Source organism: Pseudonocardia sp. ICBG601 (assembly GCF_020496245.1).
The window spans coordinates 1-20,904 of the sequence record NZ_JAHLJA010000043.1 but is presented as its reverse complement, the minus strand read 5'-3'; the positions used below and the strand labels follow the sequence as shown (position 1 = coordinate 20,904).

General features: G+C 75.3%; 16 protein-coding genes, 7 pseudogenes and 1 riboswitch. Of the genes and pseudogenes, 12 read left to right on the top strand and 11 right to left on the bottom strand.

Features of this window, described 5'->3' with window-relative positions:
• Positions 1-50 precede the first annotated feature (50 nt).
• Both KPL57_RS15665 and KPL57_RS15660 read left to right on the top strand, forming a co-directional pair.
• Positions 51-1,579: pseudogene (locus tag KPL57_RS15665) on the top strand (cobyric acid synthase).
• Complete coding sequence (locus KPL57_RS15660) at positions 1,576-3,828, top strand: VWA domain-containing protein (protein ID WP_226352175.1); 2,253 nt, start codon at positions 1,576-1,578, stop codon at positions 3,826-3,828. The pseudogene KPL57_RS15665 and the gene KPL57_RS15660 overlap by 4 nt, the downstream one beginning before the upstream one ends.
• A 1-nt stretch (position 3,829) precedes the next feature.
• Here the strand turns inward: KPL57_RS15660 and KPL57_RS15655 are convergent.
• Positions 3,830-4,739 (bottom strand): annotated as a pseudogene (locus tag KPL57_RS15655) (IS5 family transposase); the annotation flags it as partial.
• A 46-nt stretch (positions 4,740-4,785) separates the two neighbouring features.
• Here KPL57_RS15655 and cobO point away from each other — a divergent pair.
• The 7 genes from cobO (at position 4,786) to KPL57_RS15620 (ending at position 11,321) form a co-directional block, all read left to right on the top strand.
• Complete coding sequence (gene cobO / locus KPL57_RS15650; RefSeq protein ID WP_060711477.1) at positions 4,786-5,400, top strand: cob(I)yrinic acid a,c-diamide adenosyltransferase; 615 nt, start codon at positions 4,786-4,788, stop codon at positions 5,398-5,400.
• 5 nt (positions 5,401-5,405) lie between these two features.
• Positions 5,406-6,791 carry a cobyrinate a,c-diamide synthase gene (locus tag KPL57_RS15645; protein WP_226352174.1) on the top strand — a complete coding sequence of 462 codons (1,386 nt, stop codon included), beginning with the start codon at positions 5,406-5,408 and terminating at the stop codon, positions 6,789-6,791.
• 53 nt (positions 6,792-6,844) lie between these two features.
• Complete coding sequence (locus tag KPL57_RS15640; protein ID WP_226352173.1) at positions 6,845-7,345, top strand: cobalamin biosynthesis protein; 501 nt, start codon at positions 6,845-6,847, stop codon at positions 7,343-7,345.
• Complete coding sequence (cobA, locus tag KPL57_RS15635; RefSeq protein WP_060711479.1) at positions 7,342-8,562, top strand: uroporphyrinogen-III C-methyltransferase; 1,221 nt, start codon at positions 7,342-7,344, stop codon at positions 8,560-8,562. Before KPL57_RS15640 ends, cobA begins: the two co-directional genes overlap by 4 nt.
• Positions 8,563-8,615: 53 nt before the next feature.
• Entirely contained in the window at positions 8,616-9,140 is a 525-nt protein-coding gene (locus KPL57_RS15630; RefSeq protein WP_226352172.1) for a MarR family winged helix-turn-helix transcriptional regulator, read from the top strand.
• On the top strand, positions 9,137-10,723 hold the full coding sequence (locus KPL57_RS15625; protein WP_226352171.1) for a chloride channel protein: 1,587 nt from the start codon (positions 9,137-9,139) through the stop codon (positions 10,721-10,723). The genes KPL57_RS15630 and KPL57_RS15625 overlap by 4 nt, the downstream gene beginning before the upstream one ends.
• Positions 10,720-10,909: riboswitch (cobalamin riboswitch) on the top strand. (Overlaps the previous gene by 4 nt.)
• 34 nt (positions 10,910-10,943) lie before the next feature.
• Complete coding sequence (locus KPL57_RS15620) at positions 10,944-11,321, top strand: hypothetical protein (RefSeq protein ID WP_075307290.1); 378 nt, start codon at positions 10,944-10,946, stop codon at positions 11,319-11,321.
• 22 nt (positions 11,322-11,343) lie between these two features.
• Here the strand turns inward: KPL57_RS15620 and KPL57_RS15615 are convergent, their stop codons facing one another.
• The 3 genes from KPL57_RS15615 to KPL57_RS66555 form a co-directional block, all read right to left on the bottom strand.
• Complete coding sequence (locus KPL57_RS15615) at positions 11,344-12,876, bottom strand: DNA polymerase IV (RefSeq protein ID WP_226352170.1); 1,533 nt, start codon at positions 12,874-12,876, stop codon at positions 11,344-11,346.
• A 7-nt stretch (positions 12,877-12,883) separates the two neighbouring features.
• Positions 12,884-13,591 (bottom strand): 4'-phosphopantetheinyl transferase superfamily protein, encoded by a 708-nt coding sequence (locus KPL57_RS15610; RefSeq protein WP_226352169.1) that lies wholly within the window; start codon positions 13,589-13,591, stop codon positions 12,884-12,886.
• A 120-nt stretch (positions 13,592-13,711) separates the two neighbouring features.
• Positions 13,712-14,020: a hypothetical protein gene (locus tag KPL57_RS66555; protein WP_264198159.1), complete on the bottom strand. Its 309-nt coding sequence runs from the start codon at positions 14,018-14,020 to the stop codon at positions 13,712-13,714.
• Positions 14,021-14,278: 258 nt separating this feature from the next.
• Between KPL57_RS66555 and KPL57_RS15600 the strand changes: the two genes are divergently transcribed.
• Positions 14,279-14,593, top strand: a complete 315-nt coding sequence (locus tag KPL57_RS15600; protein WP_226352168.1) for an FAD-dependent oxidoreductase — start codon at positions 14,279-14,281, stop codon at positions 14,591-14,593.
• On the opposite strand, the pseudogene KPL57_RS15595 reads toward KPL57_RS15600, so the two are convergent.
• Positions 14,566-15,475, bottom strand: a pseudogene (locus KPL57_RS15595) (IS5 family transposase); the annotation flags it as partial. The gene KPL57_RS15600 and the pseudogene KPL57_RS15595 sit on opposite strands and share 28 nt — an antisense overlap.
• On the opposite strand from KPL57_RS15595, the gene KPL57_RS15590 reads away from it, so the two are divergent.
• Both KPL57_RS15590 and KPL57_RS15585 read left to right on the top strand, forming a co-directional pair.
• Positions 15,387-16,376: an FAD-binding oxidoreductase gene (locus KPL57_RS15590; RefSeq protein WP_308252889.1), complete on the top strand. Its 990-nt coding sequence runs from the start codon at positions 15,387-15,389 to the stop codon at positions 16,374-16,376. The pseudogene KPL57_RS15595 and the gene KPL57_RS15590 sit on opposite strands and share 89 nt — an antisense overlap.
• A 34-nt stretch (positions 16,377-16,410) precedes the next feature.
• Positions 16,411-17,619: a cytochrome P450 gene (locus tag KPL57_RS15585; protein ID WP_226352166.1), complete on the top strand. Its 1,209-nt coding sequence runs from the start codon at positions 16,411-16,413 to the stop codon at positions 17,617-17,619.
• 71 nt (positions 17,620-17,690) lie between these two features.
• On the opposite strand, the pseudogene KPL57_RS15580 reads toward KPL57_RS15585, so the two are convergent.
• From KPL57_RS15580 to KPL57_RS15555, 6 genes and pseudogenes are all read right to left on the bottom strand, one after another.
• Positions 17,691-18,316, bottom strand: a pseudogene (locus KPL57_RS15580) (3-oxoacid CoA-transferase subunit B).
• 2 nt (positions 18,317-18,318) lie between these two features.
• Positions 18,319-19,061: pseudogene (locus tag KPL57_RS15575) on the bottom strand (CoA transferase subunit A).
• 197 nt (positions 19,062-19,258) lie between these two features.
• Entirely contained in the window at positions 19,259-19,858 is a 600-nt protein-coding gene (locus KPL57_RS15570; RefSeq protein ID WP_226352165.1) for an MOSC domain-containing protein, read from the bottom strand.
• 179 nt (positions 19,859-20,037) lie between these two features.
• A pseudogene (locus KPL57_RS15565) lies at positions 20,038-20,172 on the bottom strand (MOSC N-terminal beta barrel domain-containing protein); the annotation flags it as partial.
• Positions 20,173-20,242: 70 nt separating this feature from the next.
• The gene (locus KPL57_RS15560; protein WP_308252894.1) at positions 20,243-20,572 is read right to left on the bottom strand and encodes an HAD hydrolase-like protein; all 330 of its coding nucleotides are present in this window, start codon (positions 20,570-20,572) and stop codon (positions 20,243-20,245) included.
• A gap of 82 nt (positions 20,573-20,654) precedes the next feature.
• A pseudogene (locus tag KPL57_RS15555) lies at positions 20,655-20,904 on the bottom strand (hypothetical protein); the annotation flags it as partial.

The following is a 20,904-nucleotide window of genomic DNA, read 5'->3' as shown; positions in this document are numbered from 1 at the left end:
GGGTAGCCGCGCCCGCCGACGGTCCCGCCGGGGCGATACTTCGCGCCGTGGTGGTTCAGGGAGCGGTCCTCGTCGCGGGGACGACGTCGGATGCGGGCAAGAGCGCCGTCGTCGCCGGCATCTGCCGGTGGCTGCACCGGCGCGGGGTCTCGGTGGCGCCGTTCAAGGCACAGAACATGAGCAACAACTCGGTCGTCACCCCGGACGGCGGGGAGATCGGGCGGGCGCAGGCGATGCAGGCCTTCGCCTGCGGCATCGCCCCCTCGGTCGATCTGAACCCGGTGCTGCTCAAGCCCGGCGGGGACCGGACCTCGCAGGTCGTGGTGCGCGGCCGTGCCGACGGCCAGGTGTCAGCGCTGTCCTACCGGCACCGGACCGCGGCGCTGTCCGACGTCGTCGCCGACTCCCTGGCCCGGCTGCGCGCCCGCCACGACGTCGTGGTCTGCGAGGGGGCGGGCTCGCCCGCGGAGATCAACCTGCGGGCCACCGACCTCGCCAACATGGGCTTCGCCCGGCGCAACGACCTGCCGGTGCTCGTCGTCGGCGACATCGACCGCGGCGGGGTGCTCGCGCACCTGTTCGGCACCCTCGCCGTGCTCGACCCGGCCGACCAGGCGCTGATCGCCGGCTTCGTGATCAACAAGTTCCGCGGGGACCCCCGCCTGCTCGAACCCGGCCTCGACCGGCTGCGCGAGCTCACCGGTCGGCCGACGCTGGGCGTGCTGCCCTTCGCCGAGGGCTCTGGCTCGACGCCGAGGACTCGCTCGCCGCCGTCGCCGACGGGGTGCTCGGGCGTCCGGCCCCGCCACTCGGCACCCAGTGGCTGCGGGTCGCGGTCGTCCGGTTCCCGCGGATCTCCAACGCCACCGACGCCGAGGCGCTGGCCTGCGAACCGGGCGTCGCCGTGCGGTACGTGACCGAGCCGTCGCGGCTCGCCGACAGCGACGTCGTCGTCCTGCCCGGGACGAAGGCGACCATCTCGGACCTGGCCTGGCTGCGGTCCTCCGGGATGGCCGACGCGGTGCGCGCGCACGCCGCGTCCGGGCGTCCGGTACTGGGGATCTGCGGGGGCTACCAGATGCTCGGGCACACCGTCGCCGACCCGGACGGGGCCGAGGCGGCCCCCGGCACCTCCGTCGCCGGGCTGGGGTTGCTGGACCTGGAGATCGCCTTCGACCCGGTCAAGCACCTCGGCACCCCCACCGCGACGGCGTGGGGCGAGACCGTCACCGGCTACGAGATCCACCACGGCCGCGTCGTGCGCTCCGGCGACCCCGGCCTGATCGGGGAGGAGGGCAGCGACCGCGGCAACGTCCTGGGCACGCACTGGCACGGCCTCGCCGAGAACGACGGTTTCCGACGGCTGCTACTCACCCGCCTCGCCGACGAGGCAGGGCGGACCGGGTTCCGGGTGGCACAGGACACGTCGTTCGCGGCCGAGCGCACCCGGCAGGTGGATCTGCTGGCCGACCTGGTCGAACGTCACCTGGACACGTCGTCACTTGAACATGTGATCGGACACGGTGCGCCGTCGGACCTCCCTGTGCTGACCTCCGGTCTGGCAGCCTCACCGGCGTGAACACGAGCACCGCCCCCGCCGCCGGACCTCCCCGTTTCCCGTTCTCCGCCGTCGTCGGCCACGACGACCTGCGGCTGGCGCTGCTGCTCAACGCCGTGCACCCGGGCGTCGGCGGTGTCCTGGTGCGCGGGGAGAAGGGCACTGCGAAGTCCACGGCGGTGCGCGCGCTGGCGGCGCTGCTGCCCTCGCACGACGTCGTCGAGGCCTGCCGGTTCGGCTGCGACCCCGCCGCGCCGGACCCGTCCTGCCCGGACGGCCCGCACCCGGCGGGCGCACCGGGCGGCCGCCGCCCGGCCCGGCTGGTCGAGCTGCCCGTCGGTGCGACCGAGGACCGCCTGGTCGGCTCGCTCGACCTGGAGAAGGCGCTGTCCGAGGGGCGCCGCGCCTACCAGCCCGGCCTGCTCGCCGACGCCCACCGCGGGGTGCTCTACGTCGACGAGGTCAACCTGCTGCACGACCACCTCGTCGACCTGCTGCTCGACGCCGCCGCGATGGGCCGCGCGCACGTCGAGCGCGACGGCGTCTCCGTCTCGCACGCGGCCCGGTTCCTGCTGGTCGGGACGATGAACCCGGAGGAGGGCGAGCTGCGCCCGCAGTTGCTCGACCGGTTCGGGCTGACCGTGGAGGTCCGGGCCAGCCGCGACGTCGACACCCGCGTCGAGGTGACCCGGCGGCGGATGGCGTTCGAGGACGACCCGGCCGGGTTCGTCGCCCGCTTCGCCCCGGACGAGACCGCGACCGCGGCCCGGCTCCGCGCCGCGCAGGCCCGGGTCTCCGCCGTCGCGGTGAGCGACCGGGAGCTGCGGCGGATCGCGTTCGTGTGCGCCCGGTTCGACGTCGACGGCATGCGCGCCGACCTGGTCATCACCCGCGCCGCGGCCGCGCACGCCGCCTGGGAGGGCCGCGACGCGGTGACCGCCGACGACGTGCGCGTCGCCGCCCGGCTCGCGCTGCCGCACCGCCGTCGCCGCGACCCGTTCGACGAGCCCGGCCTGGACCCGGCCGAGCTGGACCGCGCCCTCGCCGACGCCGAGGACCACCTGGGTCCCGAGGACGGCCCGGACCCCGACGACGACCCCGACCACGATCCGGACCCCGGCCCGGGCCCCGGCGACCCGGCCGAGCCGCAGGACGCCCCGGACGGCTCCGGGGCGGGCGAGGAGCCCGACGGGACCGGGGGCACGACCCCCGAGGCGGACGACCCGCGCGGCCCCGCGACCGGGTCCGGCGGGCGCGCCGAGGCCCCCGGCACCGACGGCACGGAGAGCGCCGACGGCGCGACCGACCCGACCGAGGCGACGGAGACGACCGAGGAGACCGGGGCGACGGACCCGGGGGACCGGGAATCCGGGGCCGAGCAGGCACCGGCCGGGGGCGACGGCGGGGAGGGCCGCGCCGTCGTCGTCGGGGAGGCCGCCCGGCTGCTCCGGGCCACGGTCAGGAAGTTCACCGTGCCCGGGCTGGGCGCGGGCGCCCCGGGGCGCCGCTCCCGGGCCCGCACCGACACCGGGCGCGTCGTCCGCCCGTCCGGGGCGGGGACCACCCGCGCCGCGGACCTGCACCTGCCCGCGACCGTGCTCGCCGCGGCCCCGCACCAGGCCGGTCGCGGGCGCCGCGGGCCCGGCCTGCTGGTCCGCCGCGACGACCTGCGCCGCGCCGAGCGGGAGGGCCGCGAGGGCAACCTGGTGCTGTTCGTGGTCGACGCGTCCGGCTCGATGGCCGCGCGCAGGCGGATGACCGCGGTGTCCGGCGCCGTGCTGGGCCTGCTCCGCGACGCCTACCAGCGCCGGGACAAGGTCGGGCTGGTCACCTTCCGGGCCCGGGAGGCGGAGCTGGCTCTGCCCCCGACGTCGTCGGTGCCGCCCGCCCAGCAGCGCCTGTCCCGGCTGCGCACCGGCGGGCGGACCCCGCTGGCCGGCGGACTGCTCAAGGCCCGCGCCGTGCTCGACGCCGAGCGCCGCCGGGACCCGCGCCGTCGCCCGCTGGTCGTGCTGCTCACCGACGGGCGGGCCACCGTCGCCGCCCGCGACGGCGGGGACCCCGTCGCCGACTCCCGCCGCGCCGCCGGGCTGCTGGCCGCGGACGGGGTGCACACCGTCGTCGTCGACTGCGAGGCCGGGCACGTGCGCCTGGGGCTCGCCGCGCCGCTCGCCGCCGCCGCGGGCGGCGAGCTGGTGACCCTCGACGAGCTGACCGCCGACAGCGTGGGGGACCTGGTCCGGGCGACCCGGTCCGCGCGCGCCGCCTGAGAGCGTGTTTGGAAATTCTAGTGGGTTGAGGGTGTCGTGTGTTTCTGCTGGCGGGTGGCGGGGTATCCACGGGCGATGCGGCGGGTGATGGTGTTGATCGCGGCCCAGCGGATCATGGCTTCGGATGTGGTGGGGTGGCGTTCGTAGTCTCGGGCCAGGCGTCGGTGTGCGGTGAGCCAGGCCAGGGTCCGTTCGACCACCCACCTTCGTGGGAGGACGGTGAATCCGCGCTGCTCGGGTGGCTTGCGGATGATCTCGATCGTTGTCTGCAGGATCGTGGCGGCCCAGTCGAGCAGTCGCCCGGCGAAGCCGGCGTCGGCGTAGACGAACCGCACCCTGGTGCGCAGGTAGAGGTTGAGCAGGATCGGCTTGGCGCCGTCGCGGTCCTGTACCGAGGCCGAGCACACCATCGTGGTCAGCAGCAGACCGAGGGTGTCGGTCACGATGAACCGTTTCCGTCCGCCTGTCTTCTTCCCGGCGTCGTAGCCGCGGGAGTCCTGGCCGACGGTGTCGGCGCCCTTGACCGACTGGGAATCGATGATCCCCGCACTCGGCTCCGGATCACGGCCCTCGGCGATACGTAACTGCCCCCGCACGACCGGGAGGATCTTCTCGGTGACCTTCTGCTGTTCCCACTGGTTGAAGTACCAGTAGACGGTCTGCCAGGGCGGGAAGTCCACCGGCAACGCCCGCCAGGCACACCCGGTCCGCACGACATACAAGATCGCGTCCAGCACGTCCCGACGAGCATGAGCAACAGGCCGCCCCCGCCGCGCGAGCGGCGGTAACAACGGCTCGATCACCACCCACTGGGCATCACTGGTGTCCGAGGGGTACCGGCGCGGTCGTTCCTGCATGCCGACCACGATGGAGCACCCCAGCCGTGTCGACCATCCCGACACACCCACCATTTCCAAACACGCTCTGACACATCACGCCCGAGAAGGAGGGACCGCCGTGCCGCAGGGACAGGTGTCCGTCACGCCCGCCGACGGGCTCACCACCCGTCAGCGCCGCAACCGGCCGCTGCTGGTGGTGCACACCGGGGTGATGAAGGGGAAGTCGACCGCCGCGTTCGGGATGGCGCTGCGCGGCTGGAACCAGGGCTGGTCGATCGGGGTGTTCCAGTTCGTCAAGTCCGCGAAGTGGAAGGTCGGCGAGGAGGAGGCGTTCCGCGCCCTGGGGGCCGTCCACGAGCAGACCGGGCAGGGCGGGCCCGTGGAGTGGCACAAGATGGGGTCGGGCTGGTCCTGGTCGCGCAAGGCGGGCACCGAGACCGACCACGCCGCCGACGCCGTCGAGGGCTGGGCCGAGATCCGCCGCCGCATCGAGCGCGAGGAGCACCAGGTCTACGTCCTCGACGAGTTCACCTACCCGCTGAAGTGGGGCTGGATCGACGTCGACGAGGTCGTCGGGGTGCTCACCGCCCGGACCGGCCGGCAGCACGTGATCATCACCGGCCGGGACGCCCCGCCCGCCCTGATCGAGGCCGCCGACCTGGTCATGGAGACCACGAAGATCAAGCACCCGATGGACGCCGGGCAGAAGGGCCAGCGGGGGATCGAGTGGTGAGCACCGTGAGCACCGTGAGCACGGCCCGCGCGCTGGTCGTCGCGGCGCCGTCGTCGGGCAGCGGGAAGACGACGGTGGCGACCGGGCTGATGGCCGCGCTGTCGCGGCGCGGCACCCGGGTCGCGCCGTTCAAGATCGGGCCGGACTACATCGACCCCGGGTACCACACGCTCGCCGCGGGCCGTCCGGGCCGCAACCTCGACGTCGTCCTGCAGGGCGCCGACCGGCTCGCCCCACTGGCCCGGCACGGGAGCCGGGACGCCGACGTCGCCGTCGTCGAGGGGGTGATGGGGCTGTTCGACGGCCGCATCGCCGACGGCGCCGGGTCCACCGCGCAGGTCGCCGCCGCGCTGGGGGCACCGGTGGTGCTGGTCGTCGACGTCCGGGGGCAGTCCCGGTCGCTGGCCGCGTTGCTGCACGGGTTCCGCAGCTTCGACGAGTCCGTGCAGGTGGCGGGGGTGATCCTCAACCGGGTCGGGTCGCAGCGCCACGCCGACGTCTGCCGGGCCGCGGCCGAGGAGGTCGGGCTGCCGGTGCTCGGCGCCGTCCCGCGACGGGCCGAGCTGGCGGTGCCCTCGCGGCACCTGGGCCTGGTCACCGCCGCCGAGCACGGCACCGCCGCGACCGCCGCGGTGGACGCGATGGCCGAGCTCGTCGCCACACACGTGGACCTCGACGCCGTCCTCGCACTCGCCCGCCCGCTGCCCGCCGGCCCGGTCTGGGACCCGGCCGCCGAGGTCGGCACGAGCGGCACGGCGGGGCAGCGGCCGCTCGTCGCGCTCGCCGGGGGGCCCGCGTTCGGGTTCGGCTACGCCGAGCACGCCGAGCTCCTCACCGCGGCCGGCGCCGACGTGGCGACCTTCGACCCGCTGCGCGACCCCGCGCTCCCGGCGGGCACCGCCGCGCTCGTGCTGCCCGGCGGCTTCCCCGAGGAGCACGTCGGCGCGCTCGGCGACAACGCACCGCTGCGGGCGCAGGTCGCGGCGCTGGCCGCGTCCGGGGCCCCGGTGCACGCCGAGTGCGGCGGGCTGCTCTACCTGTGCCGGGACCTCGACGGGACGCCGATGTGCGGGGTCCTCGACGCGTCGGCGGGGATGACCCCGCGGCTCACCCTCGGCTACCGCGACGCGGTCGCAGTGTCGGCGTCGCCCCTGTTCGCGGCGGGCGAGCGGGCCGGGGCACACGAGTTCCACCGGTGCGCGGTCACCCCGCGGGCGGGTGCGGCCCCGGCCTGGGCGTGGCGGGGCGGGGAGCCGGAGGGCTACGTCGAGGACCGGGTGCACGCCTCGTTCCTGCACACCCACCCGGCCGGCGTGCCCGGCGCCGTAGCCCGGTTCGTCGCGGCGGCACGCCACACCCGGGCCGGGGCCGCCCCGGCCGCGTTCGCATGATCACCGGTCGTGGAGCCGACCGTCCGCGTGCCGAGCGCTCCGCTCCACGACCGGTGATCACGGTCGGGGTGGGGCTGCGCCCCGGAACCCCCGAGGCCGAGGTGCGCGCGCTGCTGGACCGGGTCGCCGCCGAGCACGGGCTGGAGCTCGGCGACGCCGTCGTCGCCACCCTGGACCGGCGGGTCGCCGAACCCGGTCTGCTGGCGGCCGTCGCACCGCGGGAACCGCACGGTTTCGCCGCCGCCGCACTGGCCGTGGTCGGGGTGGCGAGGCCGGATGCCCGGGTCGCCGCGGCCGTCGGGACCCCATCGGTCGCAGAGGCCGCCGCGCTCCTCGCCGCGGGCGACGGAGCCCAGCTGATCGTGGGCAAGACCGCTGGTCAGGGCGTCACGGTCGCCGTGGCCGCCGGAGCGGCGGATGTGGGATTGCCCTCCGGGGGCTCCTGTGACACATGCGGGCCCGGCTATCGTCCGGCGTCGCCGTCGAGCGGGGGCCCGGCGCAGGGACCCGCTGCCACCACCGGGCGTCGGAGTCCGGGAGAGGAACGTCGTTGAACGCGCACCACGAGCAGTACCTGGTCGGGCTGGACCTGGCCGGCCGCCGGGCCGTCGTCGTCGGCGGGGGACAGGTCGCCCAGCGGCGTGTCGCCCGCCTGATCGCGGCGGGAGCGGTCGTCGAGGTCGTCTCGCCCGAGGTCACCCCGGCGGTCGAGGGCATGGCCTCGGCCGGGGAGATCACCTGGACGGCCCGCCGCTGGACCGACGGCGACCTCGCCGGGGCCTGGTACGCGATCGCCGCCACCGACGAGCCGGAGACCAACGCCGCCGTCGTCGCCGAGGCCGAGCGGGACCGGGTGTTCTGCGTCCGCGCCGACGACGGCGACCGGGGCACCGCGGTCACCCCCGCCACCGGCGGCTACGACGGGCTCACCGTCGGCGTGCTGGCCCGGGGCGCGCACCGGCGGTCCGCGGCCGTGCGCACCGCGCTGGTCGAGGCACTGGCCGCCGGCGTCGTCGACGAGTCGGCCGAGCCCCCGCAGGCCGGTGTCGCGCTGGTCGGTGGCGGCCCCGGCGACCCGGAGCTGATCACCGTGCGCGGACGGCGGCTGCTGTCGCGCGCCGAGGTCGTCGTCGCCGACCGGCTCGGCCCGCGCGACATCCTCGACGAGCTGTCCCCCGAGGTCGAGGTCATCGACGCCTCGAAGATCCCCTACGGCCGCGCCATGGCCCAGGAGCGGATCAACGAGCTGCTCGTCTCGCACGCCCGTGCCGGGAAGTTCGTGGTGCGCCTCAAGGGCGGCGACCCGTTCGTCTACGGCCGCGGGTTCGAGGAGGTCCAGGCGTGCGCCGCGGCGGGGGTGCCGGTGACCGTCGTCCCGGGCATCACCAGCGCCTTCGCCGCACCGGCCGTCGCCGGGACGCCGGTGAGCCACCGCGGGGTGGCACACGAGATCGTCGTCGTCTCCGGGCACGTCGCACCGGGTGACCCGCGCAGCCTGACCGACTGGACCGCGCTGGGCCGGATGACCGGCACGATCGTGCTGATGATGGCCGTGGAGCGGCTCGGGAAGTTCGCCGAGGCGCTCATCACCAACGGCCGCCCGGCCGACACCCCGGTGCTGATCGTGCAGGACGGCACCACGCGGATCGAGCGGTCGGTGCGCGCGACGCTGGAGACCGCCGAGCGCGTCGCCGCCGAGCAGGAGATCAGCCCGCCCGCGATCGTCGTGATCGGGCCGGTCGCCGGTCTGCAGGCGCCCGTCGCCCGCTGACCACGCCGACCTCATTGCACACTGCAACCTTGCAGTGTGCAATCATTGGCGGCGTGACCGACGAGAACGGTGCTGCCGACGAGATCGACGATGTCGTCGACGCGGTGATGACCGCGAGCCGGGCGATGCTCTCCGTGGTCGCCGGGTCCCTGGCCGCCGCGGGGGAGCAGGCCGGCCCGACGGCGGGCGAGGTGACCCTGCCGCAGTACCGCGCGCTGGTCGTCCTGGCCCAGCACGGCACCCGGCGCCCGGCCGACCTGGCCACGGCGCTGACCGTGTCGGCCTCGACGGCGACCCGGATGTGCGACCGGCTGGTGAGCCGCGGCCTCGTCGTGCGCACCCGCACCGGCGACGACCGCCGCGAGGTCGCCCTCGCGCTCAGCCCCGCCGGGCGGACGCTCGTCGACGAGGTCACCCGGCTGCGCCGCGCCGAGATGCACCGGCTGCTCGCGATGCTGCCGGCCGCCGAGCGCACCGCGGTCCGCGACGCACTGCGCCGCTTCGCCGACGCCGCGGGCGAGGTCGGCGAGACCGACTGGGCCGTCGCGCCGGTGCCCGCCGAGGGCGGTGCGCGGTGACCGCGGTCCGCGCGCTGCACCGCGCGCTCGTCGGCACCCGGCCGGGGCTCGTCGGTCTGGCGACGGTCATCGGGGTCGGCGCCGGCATCGGGTCGGTGCTGTTCCACGAGCTGATCCTCGGCGTGACCTGGCTGGTCACCGGGCGGGAGGACTTCTCCGACGCCGGCCGGGTCGCCTCGCCGCACCTGCCCGGGCTGGGCGTGTGGTTCCTGCTGATCGCCCCGGTGCTCGGCGGCCTGGTGTACGGCCCGCTGGTCCAGCGGTTCGCCCCGGAGGCGCGCGGGCACGGGGTGCCCGAGGTGATGTTCGCCGTCGCGCGCAGGGGCGGGCGGATCCCGGCCACCGTCGCCGCGGTGAAGGCGCTCGCGTCGGGGATCTGCATCGGGACCGGCGGCTCCGTCGGCCGGGAGGGCCCGATCGTGCAGATCGGCTCCGCGCTCGCCTCGGCGATCGGGCAGTGGCTGCGGGTGCCCGCCACCCGGCTGGTGCTCATGGTCGCCTGCGGTGCCGCGGGCGGGATCTCCGCGACGTTCGACGCGCCGGTCTCCGGGGTGGTGTTCGGCCTGGAGCTGATCCTGCGGTCGTTCAGCGCCGAGGCGTTCGGCGTGCTGGTGATCAGCTCGGTGGTCGCGAACGTCGTCGCCGAGGTGATCGCCGGCGACCGCGCGATCCTGACCCTGCCGCACTTCGACCTGGGCAGCCCCGCCCAGCTGCCGCTCTACGCGCTGCTCGGGCTGCTCGCCGGGCTGCTGGGCTGGGCCTTCGCCCGGATCCTCTACGTCGTCGAGGACGCCTGTGACGCCGTCTGGCGCGGCCCGGAGTGGTTGCGCCCGGCCGTCGGCGGGCTGCTGCTCGGCGCGCTGCTGCTGGCACTGCCCCAGATGTACGGCGTCGGCTACCCCGTGCTGGAGGCCGCGATCGGTGGCCGGTACGTCGTCGGGTTCCTGCTCCTGCTCGTCGTCGGGAAGATCCTCGCGTCCAGCCTCACCATCGGCATCGGCGGGTCCGGCGGTGTGTTCGCGCCGTCGCTGTTCGTCGGTGGCACCGCCGGGACCGCCTTCGGCTACGCCGCCGCGGCCCTGTTCCCGGCGCTGGACCTGCACCCCGGCGCGTTCGGTCTGGTCGGCATGGCGGCGGTGTTCGCGGTGGCCGCGCACGCCCCGATCACCGCGGTGCTCATCGTGTTCGAGCTGACCGGCGACTACGCCCTCATCCTGCCGCTGATGGCCGCCGTCGTCCTGGCCACCGGCCTGTCGAACCTGGTGTCGCGGGACAACATCTACACGCTCAAGCTGCTGCGACGCGGGATCGACCTCGCCGCCGACACCCCGACCGACGAGGCACTGCGCCGGGTCGTCGTCGCCCAGGTGATGCGTCCCGCCGACGGCACCCCGCCCGGCCCGGAGCTGCCCGCGCTGGACCCGGCCGCCCCGGTGCACGACGTCCTCGGGGTGCTCGCCGCGCACCGGGGAGCCGCGCTGCCCGTGCGGGAGCCGGACGGGCCGCTGCTCGGGACGCTCGCCGAGCACGACCTGCTCGACCATCTGCGGGGGGTGTCGGGGCGGGGGACGGTTGACCACTGACCCGGTCGCGTGATGGGCTCCCCGACGACGACGGAACAGGAAGCCGGTGCGAATCCGGCGCGGTCCCGCCACTGTCACCGGGGAGTGCCCTCCCCACACCGGTGCCACCGCCCGCGAGGGTGGGAAGGCCGGGGAGGGCGTGGGGATCCGGGAGCCAGGAGACTGCCCGTCGTCGCGGATTCCCACTGGTGAGGGCGCGGACCCTCGAGGAGGACATGCGATGAGCCACGACCTGGTGGTGCTCGGTACCGACCCGTCCGGCGACGGCGCACCCCGCCCGGGTGCCCACGTCGCGGACCTGCTGGCCGACGCCGAGACCGTCTTCGCCTTCCCCCAGGCCGAGTCGACGGCCCTGTTCTACGCCGAGGCGTGGCGGGTCGAGCCGGTCACCCCGCGTGACGCCGTCGCCCGGATCGGGGCCTGGGCCGCCGCCGGACCCGCCGGCGGCGCGGTGCTGCTGGTCGGGGGCGACCCCGCGGCCGACGCCGCGCTCGGTGCGGTCCTCGACGGGCTGGCGCGCACCGTCCCGGCGTTGCGGGCCCGGGTCGCCGAGGGCAGCCGCGTCGCGCCGCCGCACCGCAGCCCGCTGATCGGCTGAGCCCGCCGGCGGGACGGCGCGCTCAGGCCCGCCAGCTGCCCAGCGGGTCGGCCCGGGTGAGGTCGGGGTCGGCGGCGTCGAGCGTGCGGGTGCGGCCGGGCCCGGTGTAGGCGGTCTCGAAGCGCACGGTGACCCGCCCGTGCCCGGCGCCCTGGACCCAGCCGTGGCCGTGCTCGGGGTGTGCGACGTCGTCGCCGGCGCGCCAGGGCCGGTCCGGGTCGGGTTCGCGGTCGGGGCGGCCCGGGCGGACGGGGCCGGGCACGTCGCCGGCGCCCGTGGTCGCGTCGGCCCCCGCGGTACCGCCGGTCCCCGCAGGACTGTCGGCCCCCGCGGCCGCGCCCGTCCCTGTCCTCGCGTCGGTGTCCGGAGGTGCGTCGGTGTCCGGCGGTGCGTCGAGCACGGCCACCCCCGCCGCGCCGGCCGGGGCGTCGGCCGCGGGTGGGGGGTCGAGGGCCGAGGCCGTCGTCCACCCGTTCTCCGAGGGCACCGCGTCGAACAGGGCCAGCGGCGGCTCGTCGCCGAAGCCGGACACCGACACTCCCAGCAGCCGCACCCCGCCCTCGCCGACCGCGCCCTCGGCCAGCCGGCGCGCCACCGCGACCAGGGTCGCCAGGTCCCGGGTGCCGAACGGGGTCGTCTCCGACCGGGTGTGGGTGGTGAAGTCCCCGGTCCGCGCCTTCACGGTGACGGTGCGGGCGGTCCGACCGTCGGCGACCAGCCGTCGGTGCACGGCGACGCAGATCGACTCCACCGCGGTGTGCACCGCGCTCATCGCGGTCAGGTCGGCGTCGAAGGTCGTCTCCGCGCTGATCTGCTTGGCGGCGCCGCGCGGGGCGACCGGACGGTCGTCGATGCCGCGGGCGAGACGGTGCAGCTCGGACCCGATCGCGCTGCCCAGCACCCCGGCGACCTCGCGGGCGTCCATAGCGGCGAGCTGCCCGATCGTCTCGATCCCGATCTTCCGCAGCGCCTCGCCGGAGACCGGCCCGATGCCCCACAGCGACCGCACCGGCAGCGGGTCGAGCACGGCCGCCTGCTCGGCGTGGGCGATCACCCGCAGCCCGTCCGGCTTGGCCTGCTCGGAGGCGATCTTCGCGATCTGCTTGCCCGACCCGGCGCCCACCGAGGCGGGCAGCCCGGTGCGGTCGCGCACCGCGCCGCGCAGCCGGGTGCCCCACTCCCGCACCTGGTCGGGGGAGGCGCCCACGAGGTCGGGCGGCTCCACGAACGCCTCGTCCACCGACACCGGCTCCAGCACGGGGGAGAACTCGCCGAGGACGGCCATGACCTCCTCGGACAGCGCCTTGTACAGGGAGAACCGGGGCGGCAGGACCGTCGCGTGCGGGCAGCGCCGCCGCGCCTGGCCCATCGGCATCGCCGAGCGTGCCCCGAACACCCGGGCCTGGTAGCTCGCCCCCGCGACGACGCCGCGCGGTCCCGCGCCGCCGACGAGGACCGGACGGTCGGCCAGGGTGGGCCGGGTGAGCTGCTCGACGGAGGCGAAGAACGCGTCCATGTCGAGGTGCAGCACCCAGCGGTCGGCCGCCGCGGTCACTCCATCATCACCCGTGCATCGTGCCCCGGCGCACCGACAGGATCGCGTCGCCGTCGGCGACGGTGACGGCCGGGGCCACCGGTCCCGCCCCGGCGACGGCGCCCGGGTGGTCGTCGAGGCCGGTGGGGACGTCGGTGACCCACCAGCTCCCGGCGGTGCCGGTCCAGTCCAGCACCCGGGCCGGGCTGTGCGGCGGGGACAGGGTGATCGCGTCCATCGGGCTCGACAGGCCCTCGCCGGTGGCCTTGAGCAGCGCCTCCTTCCGGGTCCAGGTGACCAGGAAGCCGGTCCCGTCGGGCGTCCCGGCGGCGAGCTCGGCGGGGGACAGGGCGTGCCGGACCAGGCCGTCGAGGCCGGACAGGGGGCGGTGTGCCTCGACGTCGACGCCGACCGGCCCGGTCCCGACCGCGACACCGACCAGCGCGCCGGAGTGGGTGAGGGAGAAGCCGGGGTCGTCGCCGCGCCCGGCCAGGCGGGGCTTGCCGTGCGGCTCCCCGCAGCGGCAGGTCCGGTCGAGGACCAGCTCGGCGGGGTCGGCGTCGAGCCGCTCGGCGAGCACGAGCCGGGCCAGCGCGTGCGCGGCGAGGTAGCGGGCGCGGTCCTCGGGCCGTCGCAGCGCGACGAGCCGTTCGCGTTCGTGGGCGTCCAGCAGCGCGACGAGGTCGGCGCGGGCGCCGGGATCGGCCGGGGCGGCCCACCAGACGGTGACGGTCACGGCGTCCAGCCTCCCACGTCGCACCCCCGTCGGGGCGCGCCGCCGGGAGTGATCACGGACCGGGCACACGAAGGGTCGCCCGTCGGCGTCTCCGGTGCCCGGTCCGTGCTCCCCGTGCGGTCAGCCGCTGCGGCGGGCGGCGAAGTCCGTGCGGACGTGGGCCGGGCGGGCCTGCGGGGCCGGCCCCGCCGTGCGCGGTGCCGCCGGGCCGCCCGGCGCGCCGGACCGGCCGCGCTCGGCCGCACGGCGCTCGGCGCGGTTGGCGGGTGCGGCGGCGGTGGCTCCGCCGGGTGCCGCCCCGCCGGCCGTGTCGGGCCCGGTCTCGCCGGTCAGGGGACCGGGAACCGCGGACGCGTCGGTCGGTCGGGCTGTGCTGTGGGCTGCGCTGTGGGCGGTGGTGTGCGCGGTGGTGTGGCGGGTCGTGGGCATACGACCTCCTCGGAACATCGGGTCGGACTCGGACCGGGTGGGAGGGGCCGGTGACGCGCGGGGACGCCGGAGGGGCCGCGCGAGGGCGGCGACGGTTCCGGGGCCCGGTGAGGACGTCACGGGCCGGCGACGGAGGGCGCGGAGATCGACCGCGCGGGTCGCTCAGAGGAACCGGATCAGCATGGCGGCGACGCTACGACGACGACCCCGACCGGTGCCACCGGTTTTCCCCGGCGCCGCCGCCCTATCGTCGCGGGCATGGGTACGGCGGGCACGGGTACGGCAGGGACGGCGGGCACGGTGACGGCGGACGTGCTGGTGATCGGCGGCGGCATCGCGGGGGTGTCGGTCGCGTGGGAGCTGGCTGCGCACGCCCGGGTCGTGCTGACCGAGGCGGAGGACGACCTGCCGGTCCACTCCACCGCCCGCTCCGCGGCGACCTACATCCCCGGGCACGGCTCCGGCCCGTTCCGCGCGCTGATCGACGCCTCGGGCCCGCGGTTCGCCGCGCTGCCCGCGCTGCTCGGCACGCCACCGCTGCTGAGAGCGTGTTTGGAAATTCTAGTGGGTTGAGGGTGTCGTGTGTTTCTGCTGGCGGGTGGCGGGGTATCCACGGGCGATGCGGCGGGTGATGGTGTTGATCGCGGCCCAGCGGATCATGGCTTCGGATGTGGTGGGGTGGCGTTCGTAGTCTCGGGCCAGGCGTCGGTGTGCGGTGAGCCAGGCCAGGGTCCGTTCGACCACCCACCTTCGTGGGAGGACGGTGAATCCGCGCTGCTCGGGTGGCTTGCGGATGATCTCGATCGTTGTCTGCAGGATCGTGGCGGCCCAGTCGAGCAGTCGCCCGGCGGAGCCGGCGTCGGCGTAGACGAACCGCACCCTGGTGCGCAGGTAGAGGTTGAGCAGGATCGGCTTGGCGCCGTCGCGGTCCTGTACCGAGGCCGAGCACACCATCGTGGTCAGCAGCAGACCGAGGGTGTCGGTCACGATGAACCGTTTCCGTCCGCCTGTCTTCTTCCCGGCGTCGTAGCCGCGGGAGTCCTGGCCGACGGTGTCGGCGCCCTTGACCGACTGGGAATCGATGATCCCCGCACTCGGCTCCGGATCACGGCCCTCGGCGATACGTAACTGCCCCCGCACGACCGGGAGGATCTTCTCGGTGACCTTCTGCTGTTCCCACTGGTTGAAGTACCAGTAGACGGTCTGCCAGGGCGGGAAGTCCACCGGCAACGCCCGCCAGGCACACCCGGTCCGCACGACATACAAGATCGCGTCCAGCACGTCCCGACGAGCATGAGCAACAGGCCGCCCCCGCCGCGCGAGCGGCGGTAACAACGGCTCGATCACCACCCACTGGGCATCACTGGTGTCCGAGGGGTACCGGCGCGGTCGTTCCTGCATGCCGACCACGATGGAGCACCCCAGCCGTGTCGACCATCCCGACACACCCACCATTTCCAAACACGCTCTGAGCCCGCGCCCGGTCCTGCACGTCGCCGACGACGACCTGGCCGCCGACCACCTCGCCACGACGGTGCGCGAGCAGCACGGCGAGCCCGGCGCCCCGGTCGCGCTGGACCCCGAGCAGGCCTGGCGACGCGTGCCGGTGCTGCGCCGGGCCCCGCGTGCGGCCGCGTGGACCGCCGGTGCCTGCGACGTCGACACCGCCGCCCTGCACGACGGCTACCGGCGCGGGCTGCGCGCCCGCGGCGGCACCGTGCTGCGCGGGGCCCGGGTGGCCGCGCTGGAGCGGGACGGCTCCGGCTGGACCGCCACGACGGCCGCCGGGCACCGGGTGCGGGCGGAGACGGTCGTCGACGCGGCCGGCGCCTGGGCCGACGCGGTGGCGGCACTCGCCGGCGTGCCCGGTGCCGGGCTGACCCCCTACCGGCGCACGATCGCGGCCTGCCCGGTCGCCGACCCGTCGGTGCTCACCGTCGACGGCGCCGTCCTGCCGATGGTCGTCGATGCCGCCGAGCGCTGGTACCTCAAGGCCGAGGCGGACACGGTGCTCGTCTCCCCGGCCGACGAGACCCCGGCCGAGCCGGGCGACGCCCGTCCCGACGAGCTCGACGTCGCCCTCGCCCTGGACCGGGTGGGCGCGGCGACCACGTTGGGGCTGCGGTCGGTGCGGACCGCGTGGGCGGGGCTGCGGACCTTCGCCCCCGACCGTGCCCCCGTGCTGGGTGCGCGGCCGGAGCACCCCGGCTTCTTCTTCGTCGCGGGGCAGGGCGGGTCGGGCATCGAGTCAGCCCCGGCGCTGGCCGCGCTGGCCGCGTCGGTCGTCCTCGGCCGCCCGTCGCCGGCCGACATCGATCTCGACCCGGCTGCGTGCTCCGTCACACGATTGACGTAAGCGCTCGCTTACCACTGGCTGGCACGATGGACCCATGGCGCTGACCACCACCGGCACCGAGACGCACGACCTGTTCTCGGGCGACTTCTGGACCGACCCGCACCCCGCCTACGCGGCCCTGCGCACCGAGGAGCCGGTGCGGGAGCTCGCACTTCCGGACGGGAAGGTGTGGCTGATCAGCCGGTACGCCGACGTCCGCGCGGCGTTCGTCGACCCGCGGCTGAGCAAGGACTGGCGGTACACGCTGCCCGCCGACCAGCGCGAGGGCCAGCCGGCCGCGCCGATCCCGATGATGATCCTGATGGACCCGCCGGACCACACCCGGCTGCGCAAGCTCGTCGGCCGCTCGTTCACCGTGCGGCGGATGAACGACCTGCAGCCCAGGGTCGAGGAGATCACCCAGGAGCTGCTCGACGCGCTGCCCGCCGAGGGCCCCGTCGACCTCATGCGCCAGTACGCGTTCCTCGTCCCGGTGCTGGTCATCTGCGAGCTGCTGGGCGTGCCCGCCGAGGATCGCGACAAGTTCTCCGCGTGGTCGTCGGTGCTGGTCGACGACTCCCCGCAGGAGGAGAAGTTCGCCGCGATGGGCAGCCTGAACAGCTACCTCGCCGAGCTGATCGAGCGCAAGCGCACCGAGCCCGACGACGCCCTGCTCTCCGGCCTGCTCGCCGTCAGCGACGCCGACGGCGACCGGCTGTCCTCCGAGGAGCTCGTCGCGATGGCGACCCTGCTGCTCATCGCCGGGCACGAGACCACGGTCAACCTGATCGGCAACGGCGTGCTCGCCCTGCTGACCCACCCCGAGCAGCACGCCCGGCTGAAGGCCGACCCGTCGCTGATCAACTCGGCGGTGGAGGAGTTCCTGCGCTTCGAGTCCCCGGTCTCCAACGCCCCGATGCGCTTCGCCAGCGAGGACGTCGAGTACTCCGGGGTGACCATCCCCGCCGGGTCGACCGTGATGCTGGGGCTCGCCGCGGCGAACCGGGACCCGGAGTGGCTGGCGGACCCGGATCGCCTCGACATCACCCGGGACTCCTCGTCCGGGGTGTTCTTCGGTCACGGCATCCACTTCTGCCTGGGCGCGCAGCTGGCCCGCACCGAGGGGCGGGTGGCGATCGGCAGGCTCATCGCGCAGCGGCCGGACCTGGCGCTGGCCGTCGACCCCTCGGAGCTCGTCTACCGCGAGTCGACGCTGGTCCGGGGCCTGTCCGGGCTGCCGGTCACGCCGGGCGCGCCCGCCTGAGGGACGCGCCGCCGCCGGACGCGACCGAGGGGGCGCGCCCGGCGGGCAGCCGTCGGTGCAGCGGGTCGGGGTCAGCGCAGCGGAGCGCCGGTCTTCTCCCGGACCTCGTCGGCGGTGACGCCGGGCGCGGTCTCGACCAGTGCGAGCCCGGCCGGCGTCACGTCGATCACGGCCAGGTCGGTGACGATCTTCGTGACGCAGCCGAGGCCGGTGATCGGCAGCGAGCACCGCTCCACGATCTTGGGGGACCCGTCCTTGGAGACGTGGTCCATCATCACGATCACCGAGCGCGCGCCGTGGACGAGGTCCATCGCGCCGCCCATCCCCTTGATCATCTTGCCGGGGATCGCCCAGTTCGCGAGGTCGCCGTTCGCGGCGACCTCCATCCCGCCCAGGACGGCCACGTCGAGCTTCCCGGCCCGGATCTGGCCGAAGCTCTCGGCGGAGCCGAAGAAGGCGGCACCGGCGGCGACGGTGACGGTCTCCTTGCCGGCGTTGATGAGGTCGGGGTCGACCTCGTCGTCGGTGGGGTAGGGGCCGACGCCGAGGATCCCGTTCTCCGAGTGCAGCACGACCGTCCGGCCCTCGGGATGTGCCCGGGGACCAGGGTCGGCATGCCGATGCCGAGGTTGACGTACGCGCCGTCGGGCAGCTCCGCCGCGACCCGGGCGGCCATCTCGTCACGGTTGAGGGCCATGGTCAACGCACCGTCCTGAACTCGACCGGCTTCTCGACGTCGGGGACGTGCAGCACGCGGTGCACGTGGATGCCGGGGGTGTGGACCTCGTCGGGGTCGATCTCCCCGGGCTCGACCAGGTGCTCGACCTGGGCGATCGTCGTCCGCCCGGCCGCGGCGCAGTCCGGGTTGAAGTTGCGCGCCGCGCGCCGGAACACCAGGTTGCCGTGCCGGTCGCCCTTCCAGGCGTGGACCAGCGCGAAGTCCGGGGTGAGGGCACGCTCGAGGACGTAGGTCACGCCGTCGAACTCGCGGGTCTCCTTCGCCGGGGACTCGACGGCGACCGAGCCGTCGGCCGCGTAGCGCCAGGGCAGCCCGCCCTCGGCGACCAGCGTGCCGACCCCGGCCGGGGTGTAGAACGCCGGGATGCCCGCGCCGCCGGCCCGCAGCCGCTCGGCGAGGGTGCCCTGCGGGGTCAGCTCCAGCTCCAGCTCGCCGGCGAGGTACTGGCGGGCGAACTCCTTGTTGTTGCCGACGTAGGAGCCGATCGTGCGCCGGATGCGCCCGGCGGCGAGCAGGGTGCCAGGCCGAAGCCGTCGACGCCCAGGTTGTTCGAGATCGTCTCCAGGTCCGTCGCGCCCTGTTCCAGCAGCGCCGCGATCAGCACCGTCGGAACCCCGGACATGCCGAACCCGCCGACCGCGAGCGACGCCCCGTCGCCGATGTCGGCGACCGCCTCCGCGGCGGATGCCACCACCTTGTCCATCACGCACCTCCGTCGCCGACGACGGTACGCGGCGTACGACAGACGCACAAGCGTTCGCTCTGCGAACACAGCCGGACCGGCGTCCACGCGCCGAGATGCAGCTCAGCGGGGCCCGAGGGCGCCTCGTACCCCGCTGGGCTGCATCTCGACGACCGCCGCCGTTGCGGCGCACCGTCGGTCGGGCGGGCCGGCGTGGGTCAGGCCGGGGCGGGGGCGGTGTGCGGGTCGCCGACGGCGATCTCCCCGCCCGCGGCGACCTCGGCGTACACGCCCGCGCACGCCCAGACCCCGCCGATCTGCGGGATCTCGATGCGGTTGTGCTTCGCGATCGTGCGCAGGGTGTCCGGGTCGTCGGGCAGGTCGCCCTGGGGGAGCGTCGTCATGACGCACCGCATGGTGGCGAAGGAGAAGGAGACCCGGACCTCCTCGCCGATCGTCGACGTGCTGCCCGGCCAGTCGTTCTCGACGAAGCCGTGGCCGTCGGGGGAGGAGTCGGCGCGGAGCACGATGTTCGGCCGGTAGCGCAGCGGGTCGAAGGTCGCCTCCGGCGCGAGCTCGCGGAGCCGGTCGAGGGTGGACTCGGTGAGCACGTGCAGCGACGACAGGTCGAAGAACGTGCCCGGCGCCCCGAACGCGGAGATGTCGAACCGGCTGATGGCCTCGCCGGAGTCCTCGTGCCGGGTCGTCGTGGCCTCGATGAGCGCGCGCGGGGCGAGCTGCTGCGGGGTGAGGCCCTCGATGTCGGGCCACAGCTCCTCGAAGTGGCTGCCCTCCGGCGGAACCGAGACCAGCGACACGTCCCGCCCGGGCGCGGCCGACAGCGCGGTGTCCAGGCCCTCGTCGTCGCTGCGCAGGACCGAGCCGTCCGGGAAGGTGATCTCGACGGAGGCAGCGGCTCCCCGGGCACCGGCTCGGCGACGAACCGGGCCGCGAAGCCGAGCAGTCCGAGCCAGCGCCTGGGCACCTTGGCGCTGGCGATGCTCCCGGTCTCGGTGTCGAGCACCGCATAGGCGCGGTCGCCCAGCAGCCCCCGCCCGGTGACGGTGGCCCGGGTCAGGGACTCACCGAGCATGGACTTGACCGGGTACCGGTACAGCGCGACGACCGTCATGTCCGGTGTATATCGGGCCCGTCCGCGTTCCCGGCACGGGCCGGGACGGAGGGGGCCGCCCGGCAGGGTCTCAGCTGAGGGACTGCCGGGGGAGGGTCGCCGCGGATGCGCCGTCCTGCCCCGTCGGACACCCGTTCGGCCCAGCAGGGCGACCCGGAGCTCGTCCGCGAGAGTCGTAGACGGTGTCCGCGCCGGCCGCGACAAGCTCACCGGGCTCGGCGTAGCCCCAGCCCGCGCCGACGCAGCGCAGCCCGTGCTCGGCGGCGCCCTCGACGTCGTGCAGCCGGTCGCCGACCATCAACGGCTCGTCGGCACCGGACGGGTGCCCGAGCCGGCGCAGCGCCTCGGCGACGACGGCGCCCTTGGTCGGCCGGTCCGCGGTGCGGGTGTCGCCGACGATCTCGGTGAACAGGTCGGTCCAGCCGTGGTGGGCGATGATCCGCCGGGCCGGCGGCCGGCCTTGCTGGTGGCCAGGGCCATCGTCACGCCGGCCGCGGACAGCGCGCGCAGCAGATCCTCGACGCGGGGTACGGAGTGCAGTCCAGGCAGCCGTCCTCGTCGCCGTAGATCCGCCGGTACACCGGCAGCACCGCGGCGGTGCCCTCCTCGCCGAGGATCGGGGGCAGGCTGCGGTACAGCGGCGGGCCGAGCAGGTGGGTGCCGATGCGCGGACTCGGGGAGTCCAGGCCCACCTCGTCGATGGCGCGGCGCATCGAGCCGAGGATGCCGGGG

Coding starts and splice junctions, on each gene's coding strand:
- KPL57_RS66555 (WP_264198159.1), bottom strand. CDS start 14,020: ATGCCCACGACCCGCCACACCACCGCGCACACCACCGCCCACAGCGCA.
- KPL57_RS15620 (WP_075307290.1), top strand. CDS start 10,944: ATGAGCCACGACCTGGTGGTGCTCGGTACCGACCCGTCCGGCGACGGC.
- KPL57_RS15585 (WP_226352166.1), top strand. CDS start 16,411: ATGGCGCTGACCACCACCGGCACCGAGACGCACGACCTGTTCTCGGGC.
- KPL57_RS15600 (WP_226352168.1), top strand. CDS start 14,279: ATGGGTACGGCGGGCACGGGTACGGCAGGGACGGCGGGCACGGTGACG.